At 43.5% G+C, this 12,480-nt stretch carries 9 protein-coding genes; 4 read left to right on the top strand and 5 right to left on the bottom strand.

The genetic code is table 11. From position 1 onward, the window contains the following. Positions 1 to 191: 191 nt before the first annotated feature. Positions 192 to 2,747, top strand: a complete 2,556-nt coding sequence (gene gyrB / locus I3248_RS05625; protein WP_238062906.1) for a DNA topoisomerase (ATP-hydrolyzing) subunit B — start codon at positions 192 to 194, stop codon at positions 2,745 to 2,747. Positions 2,748 to 2,882: 135 nt separating this feature from the next. After that, positions 2,883 to 3,491 carry a manganese efflux pump MntP family protein gene (locus I3248_RS05620; RefSeq protein ID WP_238062882.1) on the top strand — a complete coding sequence of 203 codons (609 nt, stop codon included), beginning with the start codon at positions 2,883 to 2,885 and terminating at the stop codon, positions 3,489 to 3,491. Between the two features lie 127 nt (positions 3,492 to 3,618). Here I3248_RS05620 and rlmF read toward each other — a convergent pair whose 3' ends face one another. Both rlmF and I3248_RS05610 read right to left on the bottom strand, forming a co-directional pair. Further along, positions 3,619 to 4,650, bottom strand: coding sequence for a 23S rRNA (adenine(1618)-N(6))-methyltransferase RlmF (gene rlmF, locus I3248_RS05615; protein ID WP_238062881.1), 1,032 nt, complete (start codon positions 4,648 to 4,650; stop codon positions 3,619 to 3,621). Positions 4,651 to 4,715: 65 nt separating this feature from the next. Continuing rightward, positions 4,716 to 5,372: a LysE family transporter gene (locus tag I3248_RS05610; protein ID WP_238062880.1), complete on the bottom strand. Its 657-nt coding sequence runs from the start codon at positions 5,370 to 5,372 to the stop codon at positions 4,716 to 4,718. A gap of 206 nt (positions 5,373 to 5,578) precedes the next feature. Here I3248_RS05610 and I3248_RS05605 point away from each other — a divergent pair, with 206 nt between their 5' ends. Beyond that, positions 5,579 to 6,376, top strand: coding sequence for a crotonase/enoyl-CoA hydratase family protein (locus I3248_RS05605; RefSeq protein WP_238062879.1), 798 nt, complete (start codon positions 5,579 to 5,581; stop codon positions 6,374 to 6,376). A 67-nt stretch (positions 6,377 to 6,443) separates the two neighbouring features. Continuing rightward, on the top strand, positions 6,444 to 7,607 hold the full coding sequence (locus I3248_RS05600; protein ID WP_238062878.1) for a MalY/PatB family protein: 1,164 nt from the start codon (positions 6,444 to 6,446) through the stop codon (positions 7,605 to 7,607). 418 nt (positions 7,608 to 8,025) lie between these two features. Here I3248_RS05600 and I3248_RS05595 read toward each other — a convergent pair whose 3' ends face one another. The 3 genes from I3248_RS05595 to I3248_RS05585 all read right to left on the bottom strand — a co-directional run bounded on the left by I3248_RS05595 (position 8,026) and on the right by I3248_RS05585 (position 12,442). Further along, on the bottom strand, positions 8,026 to 8,916 hold the full coding sequence (locus tag I3248_RS05595; protein WP_238062877.1) for a hypothetical protein: 891 nt from the start codon (positions 8,914 to 8,916) through the stop codon (positions 8,026 to 8,028). A gap of 17 nt (positions 8,917 to 8,933) precedes the next feature. Further along, complete coding sequence (locus tag I3248_RS05590) at positions 8,934 to 10,463, bottom strand: AAA family ATPase (protein ID WP_238062876.1); 1,530 nt, start codon at positions 10,461 to 10,463, stop codon at positions 8,934 to 8,936. A 410-nt stretch (positions 10,464 to 10,873) separates the two neighbouring features. Next, positions 10,874 to 12,442 (bottom strand): FGGY-family carbohydrate kinase, encoded by a 1,569-nt coding sequence (locus I3248_RS05585; protein WP_238062875.1) that lies wholly within the window; start codon positions 12,440 to 12,442, stop codon positions 10,874 to 10,876. Positions 12,443 to 12,480 lie beyond the last annotated feature (38 nt).

The following is a 12,480-nucleotide window of genomic DNA, read 5'->3' as shown; positions in this document are numbered from 1 at the left end:
CAATTCCTACAGTTAAAAATTGAAATCTAAGACATATTGTAAAGATGCTGGCTTTATTCTGATTTGTATAAAGCTGACGCACGATTATTAGCTGATCACGGCTTGATTAAGGAATGCACATGAGTGATTCATTACCTATCGATAACGAGCAGTTGGATACAACCAGTTTAGACAGTACGCTTGAGACTGATATGCTTGATACTGTAACCCCTGAAGGCTTGCCCTCTGATTATAGCTCCAAGGACATCCGTGTTTTACGCGGACTTGAGGCGGTGCGCGTGCGTCCAGGCATGTATATTGGCGATACCGATGATGGTACTGGCTTACATCATATGGTGTTTGAGGTTGTCGATAACTCTATCGATGAGGCGCTCGCCGGTCACTGTGATCAGATTGATATTATCATTCATGAAGATGAGTCGGTTAGTATCATGGACAACGGTCGCGGCGTACCCGTAGATGTTCACCCTGAAGAAGGCGTGTCAGCGGCGCAGGTGATCATGACGGTACTACACGCTGGTGGTAAGTTCGATGATAACAGCTATAAAGTCTCGGGCGGTCTGCATGGTGTCGGCGTTTCAGTCGTCAACGCTTTATCAAAAAAGTTGGAGATGAATATTTGGCGTGAAGGCTACCATTACAGCCAAACTTATACTGATGGTGTGCCGGACAGTGAAATCCAGCAGATGGAAGCTACGGATAAGACAGGGACCCAAATCCGCTTTTATCCCAGTAGTGATGTGTTTACTGGTACTGTTTTCGATTATGATATCTTAGCGAAACGCTTACGCGAGCTGTCTTTTCTTAACTCAGGGGTGCGTATCGTCTTGACTGATGAGCGTATCGATAAGCGCCATGAGTTTGAGCACAAAGGCGGCCTGTCTGAGTTTGTCAGCTATATTAACGCAGGCAAAGAAGGCATCAATGAGGTCTTTCATTTTACCAGTGAGCAAGACGACGGTATCGCGGTCGAAGTGGCGCTGCAATGGACAGATACCTATAACGAAAAAGTACTGTGCTTTACCAATAACATCCCGCAGCGTGATGGCGGTACGCACTTATCAGGGTTTCGCTCAGCGCTCACGCGTGGTCTAAACAGCTATATGGATCGCGAAAATCTGTTCAAGAAAGAAAAAGTCGCGGTCAGCGGTGATGATGCACGAGAAGGGTTAAGTGCGATTGTCTCAGTGAAGGTGCCTGATCCAAAATTCTCAAGCCAGACCAAAGACAAGCTGGTATCGAGCGAAGTCAAGTCAGCAGTCGAATCGGCGATGCACGATAAGTTTAATGATTATTTGCTTGAAAACCCAAGTGCAGCTAAAGCGATTGCCAATAAGATTATCGATGCCGCTAGAGCTCGTGATGCTGCTCGCAAGGCTCGTGAGATGACGCGCCGCAAGACTACGTTAGATATTGCAGGTTTGCCTGGTAAGTTGGCAGACTGCCAAGAAAAAGATCCATCACTATCAGAGCTTTACATCGTGGAGGGTGACTCTGCGGGCGGATCGGCAAAGCAAGGTCGTAGCCGTAAAACTCAGGCTATCTTGCCGCTTAAAGGTAAAATCTTGAACGTGGAGCGCGCGCGTTTTGATAAGATGCTGTCATCTGCTGAAGTAGGCAACCTAATCACCGCACTTGGCTGTGGTATCGGACCTGATGAATATGATCCGGATAAAGTTCGCTATCACAAAATCATCATTATGACTGATGCTGACGTCGATGGATCACATATTCGTACGCTACTGCTGACCTTTTTCTTCCGTCAAACGCCGGAGCTGATTGAGCGTGGTTATATTTATATCGCACAGCCGCCATTGTATAAAGTGAAAAAAGGTCGTCAAGAGCTGTATCTAAAAGACGATGAAGCACTAAAAGCTTATCTATTGTCCTCAACGATTGATAATACCAAGCTGCACGTCTCTGAAGATGCGCCAGCGATTACTGGTCAAGCGCTTGAGACACTGCTTAACGACTATAACCAAACGCAGCTGATCAAAGCTCGTTTGCAAATTCGTTTCCCAGCGACGCTGTTAGATGCGCTGACGCATACCCCGAAACTGAGCACAGACATGACGTATGATAAGTCAGCGATGCAGGAGTGGCAGACGCAGCTACAAACTCAGCTGAATCAATTCGGTGATGAGCTAAGCCCTGAGATTGAACTGGTCAATATCCATGAGCCGCAACCAGAAAATATGGACGCTGCTGCCGCTGATCTGCTGGGTATGACCCCCGCATTGACTGCTGATGAGAGTGAGGCGGCTGATAGCGATGCCTTATCGACCAAGGCCCAGTGGCTACCGCGTATCACGGTGTATGTGCATCAGCTGGCGCATCATTACTTGCTCGATGCTAGCTTTATCAACTCGGGTGAGTATAGCAAGCTGCTGCGTTTATCAGCGGAGTGGAATACTCTGTTAGAAGATAGCGCCTTTATTCGCCGTGAAGCGGGTAGTGGTACTACTAAAGATATTCCGATACGCGATTTTGATTACCTCTGGCAGCAAATGATGCTAGATGCCCGTCGCGGCTTGGCCATTCAGCGTTATAAAGGACTGGGCGAGATGAACGCCGACCAGTTGTGGGATACGACGATGGACCCAGAGAATCGCCGTATGCTACGCGTCACCATCGAAGATGCTATCGCTGCCGATCATATGTTCACCTGTCTAATGGGTGATCATGTCGAGCCACGCCGCGTGTTTATCGAGGAAAACGCATTAACGGTCTCTAACCTTGATATCTAAGGTTTAGCGTTTACATTAAATATAAAATACCGCTTTGATACACATTGCGGTATTTTTTTAATAATAAGTTTGTTTCACGTGAAACTTTTATAAGTAAATTGTCATAAGCTGGCAATTATAATTGATGGACATCAGATGATCGAAGTACTGTTACTCGCTATTGCGCTAGCGATGGATGCGTTTGCGGTGTCGATAGGACTGGGCGCTAAATCCCAACAACAAAACCCACGCTATACCTTGCGTTTGGCTATTTATGCGGCGTTATATTTTGGTATTGCGCAGGGTGTGATGCCACTTATCGGCTATTTGCTGGGTGCGGCACTGTTAGGTTGGTTGGCTGCTGCTGCGCCTTGGATCGGTGGATTTATTCTTATCGGACTGGGTAGCAAGATGCTCTATGAAGTCTTTTTGGCAGATGAGGAAGAGAGCGTAGATAAGGGGCTACGAGTAAATTATGAAGCGGCTTCTATAAACGATAGCCGAAAGAAAAACATCAGTCATCGCACCATATTTACCCTCGCCATTGCCACCAGTATCGATGCGATGGCCGCTGGTTTTACCTTAAACTTACTCGCTCTCAATGCGTGGCTTGCTTGTGTAATCATCGCGATTGTCACAGCTGTTTTTAGCGCTATCGGCATCTACTTGGGCAAAAAATCAGGTACGTATCTTGAAGATAAAGCAGAAGCGCTCGGCGGCTTTGTACTTATCCTCATTGGCTTAAAGGTCATGTTTGTTGGCTAGGGTATGCCCTCAATTCAATCTATAATTCAATCTATATAGTCATCTAAATGGATTAAAAAAAACTGCTTTGATAGCCAAAGCGGTTTTTTGTTTCACGTGAAACGCTAAAGGTACGCTTTAGCAATAATTACGCTTCGTCAGTATCAAAACGCCAAGCTAAGACCCGCGTGCTCTTTTGACCTTGGCTCATCTCAACAATACGCATTTGCGCCACATCCAGATCTTTTAGTAGTTGCTGTAAAGGTTTCACGTTTTCAGACTTAGACACTAAGCTGGTAAACCAGCCTACATATGCAGCAAACTGCTGGCTTTCTCTTATCATATTACTTAAAAAAGCAATCTCGCCGCCCTCACTCCACAATTCTTTATGTTGACCGCCAAAGTTAAGGTTTTGCGCGGCATTGCCTGACTTTGTAGAGTGACGACTGATTTGCGCGCTTTCGTTTTTGCCGCGATGGCGCTGCAAATTATGCTGTTTACGGCTATTGGCCTGCATCGCTTCTTCTAATGAGGCATGAAAAGGTGGGTTACATATGACGACGTCAAAATAGTCTTGACGACCGATAATATTTTTAAAGATATGCTTAGGTTCAGGTTGCAGTTTGATCTTAATCGCGCCTTTGAGCTTGGGATTGGCTTGGCTAATTACCGTCGCCGTATTCACTGAGACCGGATCGATGTCGCTCGCGGTAAAGCGCCAGCCATAGCTTTGGCTGCCAACAATAGGGTAGATAGCACTGGCACCAGTACCGATATCAAGTGCATGAATATCTTTGCCTGTAGGCGGCGTATTGTCTTCGCTCACATGAGTAGTCTGCGCCAACAAGTCGGCAATATAATGAATGTAATCGGCGCGCCCAGGAATCGGCGGGCATAAGTAGCCTTTAGGAATATCCCAAAACTTGACGCCATAATAGTGCGCGAGTAGTGCTTGATTAAGCACACGTACGGCCTTAGCGTCGGAGAAATTAATCGTTGGCTCGCCTTTCGGGTTGGTAATAGTGTAATCGGCAAGTTCAGGTAGCGCGCGGGTCAATAGCTCAAAATCATAGCGACCTTGATGGGGATTGCGCGGATGCAATTGACCGAGTTTTTTCGCGGTTGCTGGGGATCTATTTCTATGTTTTGGACGGTTATTTCTAGAAGAGGGATTAGTCATAGTAGTAGGCTATAAAGTCTGAAGATAACCGTCTAGTTTAGCAGATTTCATCAACGCTAAATGGTTTATCGGCTACGGAAGATCAGGTTTAAGCCCAATAAAATCATTGCTGTACCGAGTACGCGATCTATCCAATGCTCAAAACGCTGAAAACGTTTGAGGATGACAGGAATCGACAATAGCATCACCACCGTGCTAAACCAGGCCATCTGTAATACCATCATCCATACGCCGTAGATAGAGAGTTGCCAAAGTGGAATATCGGGTGATAATACTAAAGTAAATATAGCGACAAAGTAGACTGGCGCTTTGGGATTAAACACATTACAAAAAAAACCTCGGCGCAGAGTAGCAAAGCTAGATTCAGTTTTATCTGTAACATTGCTATTACTATTATAATTATTAGTAAAAGTGGTCGTTTCTACTGGTTTTTTGGGTTTAGCGCCAATTCCTTGCCAACCTAGATATATAAGATAAGCGCCGCCTAACCATTTGATAGCAGTTAATAGTGGCTGTGAGTGCGCTATCACTGTCGCCAGTCCTAGGATTGAGTAAATAATATGCACGGCTAGACCTAAGGTAATCCCTAAGCTACAAATCAAGCCAGTACGTCGACCTTTGGTTAAAGTTTCACGTGAAACTAAGACGAAATCAGGGCCAGGGGAGGCAGCTGCTAGCAAGTGCACGCTAGTGATAAGCAAAAAACCGTGCCAAAATTCCATAAGATACTCGTAAATTGTCATGTTTGTCGACAGTCTCATGATGGTGGCAGTTATTAGAATCGCGGTCAACTGCTATTCATTTTGTAAGGCGTTTAGTACGGCCACTTGTGTAATGGCGATAGGCTGTCTATATTAAAAGTCAGTAGCATTATTTTAAAAATGAGATCACACCCTACGATAACGACAAACCTAAAAAGGATATAACCATGACCACCCAAAACGATACAAGCAATCGCATCACTTATGAAACTGACGGCTACATTTGTCTCATCGGGCTTAATCGCGCCGACAAACGCAATGCTTTTGACAGCCATATGATCAAACAACTCTCCGAGGCATTAACAGATTATGAGAACGACGATAATCTACGCTGTGCGCTCATCTTCGCCCATGGCGAGCACTTTACCGCTGGTCTTGATCTGATGGAGCTACAAGATAAATGGAATAAAGGCGCGTTTGAATTTAGTGACGATGAAATCGATCCATGGGGTATCGGCGGTAAGCTGCGCACCAAACCTGTGGTGGTGGCGATACAAGGCACCTGCTTTACCGCGGGAATTGAGTTGATGCTTAACAGTGACGTGGTTATCGCAAGCGACAATAGCAACTTTGCGCAAATGGAAGTGCAGCGCGGTATCATGCCGTTTGGCGGGGCGACGGTACGCTTTGTCGCGGCGGCAGGCTGGCAAAAAGCCATGCCATATCTATTAACCGGTAAAAACTTTGACGCGCAAACCGCCGATAAACTAAACCTAGTCAGTGAAGTCGTACCCAATGGTGAAGAGTACGAGCGCGCGCTAACGATTGCCAAAGAGATCAGCACCTCCGCCCCGCTTGGCGTGCAAGGGCTGCTATCCTCGGCGCAAGATGCCAGCCGTAATGGTGCAAAGTCAGCGCTGGCTAATATTCATGGTTATCTGCCGCATTTATTTCATTCAGAAGATGCCCGCGAGGGCGCAATGGCGATGGTTGAGCGCCGCGAGCCTGAGTTTAAGGGTAGGTAGAGACTCGTAATGCTACCGAACGCATGATGTAAAGCTTTCTTTAACCGTATGACCAAGGACAATACCAGTGCAATATAACTTCGACGAAATCATCGATAGACGCGGAACGGGATCACTTAAGTGGCACTATAGTGACGATACCATTCCGCTATGGGTCGCCGATATGGACTTTAAAGCCGCGCCGCCTGTCTTGGCTAGCGTACAGCGCGCGGCCGATCACGGCGTCTTGGGTTATACCAAACCGACCGGCGCTTTGTATGAGGCGATTATCAACTGGCATAGCAATCGTTATGGCTTGGATTTGACACAGGATAATATCTTATTTTCGCCAGGGGTGGTGCCAAGTCTTGCGCTGATGATGCAGATATTCACCGAGGTAGGCGACGCGGTACTAGTCAATGATCCTATTTATACGCCGTTTATGACTAAGGTGCAGCAAAATAAGCGCACGCTTGTGACATCTGCGTTAAAGGAAGTCGATGAAAAATATCAGTTAGATCTAAAAGATATCGAAGCTAAAATTATCGAGCATAAGGTTAAGCTATACTTGCTATGCAACCCGCACAATCCGGGCGGACGCGTCTGGACTATTGATGAGCTTAAAGTGCTGCTTACACTGTGTAAAAAGCACGATGTCGCCATCGTCAGCGATGAGATTCATCAAGATTTAACCTTGACTGATCATACCTTTACGCCTTTCTTAAAGTTAGCAGAAGCGGCAGGTTACGCGCACAAGGTGGTGAGTCTCACCTCGATGACCAAAACCTTTAACGTGGCGGGCATCAAAGGCTCGATGATCTTTGCCAAAGATGACGCTTTAATCAAAAAAATCAGCCAGCAGCAGCAGCTAAATGATGAATATGAGCTGAATTTATTTGCTTATACGGTGATGCAAAGTGCCTATGAAGAAGGAGGAGAATGGCTTGAACAGGTGCTGGCTTATATTGAGAACAATATCGAGATTACGATAGACTTTTTAGCAGGGCATCTACCTGATATTAAGGTTATGCGTCCTGAGGCGTCGTATTTGATTTGGCTCGATTGCTCGGCATACGGTGAGGACAATCAGGCGCTGTATGACAAACTGCGTGCGGCGAAAGTTGAGCTGAATTCTGGTATTAAATACGGCCGCGAGGGGCATCTGAAAATGCGTATTAATGTGGCGTGTCCGGAGGCGCTGCTACGTGAGGGGTTAAATCGGGTTTATTCGGCTTTTGAGGGTGGAGTTTAGTCTTAGTGCTTCTTGCGCAAGGAATTAGTGCAAATGAAATGACAGAAAGGTTTATCAGTAGTAAAAGCACTATAGTCAGTTTGAAATAAAGTCGATACGCTAATATTAACGTGCAGCTGCTATAAATTTTACTTGCATGCTGTGTCTACGCTGACAGAGGCTGCGCAAAATTCATCCCAGCTGCACTGTATCTGTTTTAAAGTGAGTCGACTATATTATCTTCAGCGCTAAATGCTAGCCATCATTGCACAAGAGCTATACTAGTAAATATTCATGGCTATCTACCACGTTTGTTTCATTCAGAGAATGTGAAAGAGGAAGCTATGGCAATTGTTTAAATACAGGCAGGTGAATTTAAGGGAAAGTGAATATAATCAAAGTATTAACTATAAATACCAAATGAAACTTTTTCATAGACTTAGAAGAATTCATCTTGAATGGTTTCGAGATACAAATCAGAATTACCTAATGCATGGTAAATAACAGAGTTATAACTGTTTACGGGATGTATCGTTGCTCTGTTTAGAAGGTAATTCTTATGTACTGATATAAGCTGATTTGCTGTACCTTTAAATCTTCTCATCCTTATAATTTCACTTGCAATCATAGAAATAGCCGCATCGACATACTTTTCATGTATTAGATTTTCAAATTGAAAGTTAAGTCCCTTATGCATGCTTTTATGTATTTGAGTTTTATTAAAATCGGTGTAAAAAGTAACTGCTAAGGTTGTAAAGTCACGATTAGTCGAATCAAAGAATGGCTGGTTACTAGGAACCTTTGCAAATATCCACTGCTCATCGTATATAGAATTATCTTGATTGAAATATGGATGTATAAGCAGAGGATTAGTAGAACTATTTTTACGAAGGCTCAGCGCATTTAGCGTAGAATTACAATCATAGCAACACGGGATAAGGTTAGTTGGCTCAATACTTAAAAGGGGGAACTGAGCCTTTGGTAAAAAATGGTCTAAGGTGTTTGCAAGCCCTTGGTTACAATAAACGCAGCGTTTGCTCGCAATCATAATTTTATCGTGAAATTTTGATGGTTCTTTATTTGATTTTAGTTTTTCATAAAGATTTACAATTTTTTCCCTATACTCTTTGTTGTTTGTGACCTGCAGTTCCTTATTAACAAAGCTTTTAAGTTGATGTAACTCACCAAGACTAATATAAAGTTCACTTGATTCTAAGAAAACACCTTTCTTAGCAGTGATCAGAGTTTTAAAATGGCTATTATTCAGGGACTTAATACATGAGCTAAGTATGTCTGAATACTTAATATTAGGTCTTTCTATTCTTTTCATATTATAAATTGATAACCCTAGTCTGATTTTTTACCATTTTTAATATAATTATGTTTAAGTAAATATAATAGGCCCAAAGCTTCGGAGCCTAATTTATTATCAAATATCTCTATTACCTTTTCCACATTACAGTTATTTTCATAAAAAGTTTTTCTAAGTAGTTTATAGAAACCCGAAGATTTGACTTCAAGAGAAAAAATCTCATGAGTTAAGCTACTTACATTTTCTCCAAAGCTCTCTATTTCAGGTCTTGAGATACTAATTTCATCACCGACTCTACTAATTATTTGCACACAAGATTGAGGTATTTCTTGGCTTACGACTGGTGAGTGTGTAGCAAAAATACAGATACCATTTTTCTCAATAAGAATAAAGTTTATAGCTCTAATTAATGCTGAAAGTAGAGGAGGATGCAAATGTGTTTCAGGTTCATCAAAAAGTATAAGAGTTTTTTCAGTAACTGTAGAAATAAGGTTTGTAATTATTAGTAATACTATCGCATGCCCAGAGCTTAAGTCTTTAAAAAATTCAAAGTTATTATTTTTACTGTCATTAATATTGAGAGTTAATTTTCGAATTATATCATTATCATAGCTTTCAGATATATCTTCTAATATTTTAATAAAAGTTTTTTTAAGTGATGTCGAGGAGCGTATTAGTTTAAAGGAATCAATAAAATCTTTATTAAGAATATCAACGTTCTTAATAAAGACTTCATCGTTCTTTTTATACTTAAATCCGATATATGATAAATTGTCTCTAGTTTTTAAGTCTGGTAAATAGTCTCCGAATACACTGTAAGATATATAAATAGCTTTGCTAAAATAATTTTTGTCTATTGAGTCAGTAACTCTAAAGGCACTAAATTTTCTATTTTCATTTTTATTAATTAGTTCGTCAAACATATAGTTTAGAATGGTTGTTTTACCTACTCCATTACGCCCTATCAACGCATGAATGTTTGAAGGTGGGTTGGATAAAGCTTTTACTCTAAACTTTAGATCCTTTTCTTTGTAATTGAATAGAAAATGAAAGTCTGTTAGTTTTTCCCTACCATAGATAATTTGATTAAACTGGTACTTTATTGACCATTCATCTTGAGACCTTAATAATGAGTCCTTAAGGACTAATTCATCTCTATAAACTTCAAGTAAGTTTGTATGCAAAGCTATATCATTCAAGTACCCAAGAACCCTCGCTGTCTCATCACTAAATATTTTATATATATTTTCGTAATACTCTGGACTTTGGCCTATAGAGAAAAAATCCTTATCAAGACTTTGAAACTTTCTATCTATTACTTTTCTTGTAGAGTGTTCATATGTTTTTCCAACTACATTATCTGAATCTAGTTTGGGTCTTTGACCTTTAAAACCAATTTTTACCTCTCCAATTGGAACTATGGAGATTGATGATTTTTTATAGTACATATGAAACTTAGTCTCAAACCCATAATCATCCCAAGGATCAGTTGAAAGAATAAAAGAACCTACTGGAATAACTTCTTCAGAAGGTTTTTTATACTCTTTCACATAGAAAGTAGTCATTTGAGAGCCTTTATGGTTTTAAATACAAATGTTAAGTAATTTTTCACCATTTATTATATAGGTTTTTCAAAAAATAACTATAATGATTAGAATTTTCATCAAAGTTTGGAAAATTATATCCGAAATAAAGCACTCTATAGTATCTAACAAAATTCTGCTATATCTTAAGAGGTTGCCCTAAAAAACGGTTTAGCCCTGACAGTAGCGGCTATCCTGCTGACGACAATGGCGATGCGGACTGTGGCTGAGGGTAGTATCGAGAATACAGGAATGCCATCAGCCGTTAGTGCCCGCCACGCTTAGGGGTACAGATACAAGCAGAAGGCGCGATTAGCTCCCACACTTTATCAGCCACAATCATCCCACCTTTTGAACACTGCTAATACGCCGACACCTCAAACTTGCGAAGACTACTTGACGGGGTAGCCTGTGATGTCTTGAATGCTTTGGTATAAGGGTTTTAGGCGCTCGTACATCTTCAGATAGACCTCGTTATACAGGCGTTTATAGAGTTGCACGTTGGCTTTGATGGGGACGAATTCGTCGCCTAAATGAGTCATGGCGTCGCTAGCTGTCGCGTGGTCAGGATAGACGCCGAGACCCACCGCGCAGTTGATGGCAGCGCCAAGGCCAGTGGCTTCAAAAGTGTGCGGGCGGTAGGCGGGCATGGCAAAGATGTCGGCGGTGAGCTGCATGGCAGCACTGCTTTGGGAGCCGCCGCCTGAGACGCGCAGGTGTTTGATGGGTTTGCCGGTGCGCCTTGAAATGGTATCAAAGCCAAGCTTAAGCTCATAAGCCAGTCCTTCTAAGATAGCGCGGTAGACGTGTGCGCGGGTATGCACATCACCAAAGCCAATGAGTGCGCCTTTGCCCTCAAGCCCCGGATGACGCACGCCCGGTGACCAATAGGGCTGCATGATAAGTCCCATGCTGCCTGCTGGAATGTCTTTGACGGCGGCGTCGAGGAGCTTTTCGGTATCGATGCCTTGGGTTTTGGCAAGCGCTTGCTCATAGTGGGCGAATTGTTCTTTAAACCAGCTGACCATCCAAAAGCCGCGATAAATCATGTACTCGTGATTGTAGTAGTGCGGGGCGGCGGCGGTATAGGCGGGCATGTGTTTGAGTATCTCGACATAGTCGGGGGAGATGGTGTTGATGGTGGCGGTGGTGCCAAAGCTAAGACACGCAGTATCGGCGGACAGTCCCGCTGCGCCTAGGGCTTCGCAGGCTTTGTCACTGGCGGCGGCAATCATCGGCGTGCCCTCTGGGATACCTGTGACTTTGGCAGCTTTGGCGCTTATCTCACCAAGAGTTTGGCCTGGTGGGATGATTTTGGGCATTTGCTCGGGGGTACAGCTAAACAGCCGCCATTTAAGGTCTTTGGGTTTGAGCCATGTTTGCGCTTTGTAGTCATACGGCAGATAGCCGACCGAATGACCATTTGAGTCGATAAGTTCACCTACTAGCTGATAAGTGAGGTAGGCGGAGAGATTGACGTAGTGCGCGGTCTGCGCCCATATCTCAGGCTCGTTTTGCGCAAGCCAATTACAGCGCGCTTTTTGCTGGGCGTCTTTGACTAACTCGCCCATGCCGATGAGTTTAGTCAGCGGGTGTAAAAAACCAATGTCATGAGTCTCAGCGCGGCGCAAATCCATCCAAACGATAGCGGGGCGTAGCGGCTGCATGTCTTTGTCCAGACATATCATAGTATAGCGCTGGGTGGCGAGACTGACGCCGGCGATTTGTTCAGGTTTAATCTCGCAGCTTTGCCACAGCTTTTGACAGGCCTCACATAGCTTTTGCCAATAGTAGTCGGCGTGCTGCTCGGCATAATTGGGCTGTTCAGAGAAATACGGCTCGATAGGCACGCGGGCTTTGGCAATCTCGCTGCCGAATTGATCAAAGATAAGCGCGCGGACGCTTTGAGTGCCGTTGTCGATAGCTAAGAAATAAATCGGGTTTGCAGAATTATCGGTCATAGTCGTCCTTAACTATACTCAGTTCTAGTTAAAACTGA

Origin of the sequence: Psychrobacter sp. Ps3, from assembly GCF_022129275.1 — a bacterium.
Classification (GTDB): domain Bacteria; phylum Pseudomonadota; class Gammaproteobacteria; order Pseudomonadales; family Moraxellaceae; genus Psychrobacter; species Psychrobacter submarinus.
Note: the sequence above shows the minus strand (reverse complement) of the source record. Positions and strands in the feature narration are given on the sequence as shown.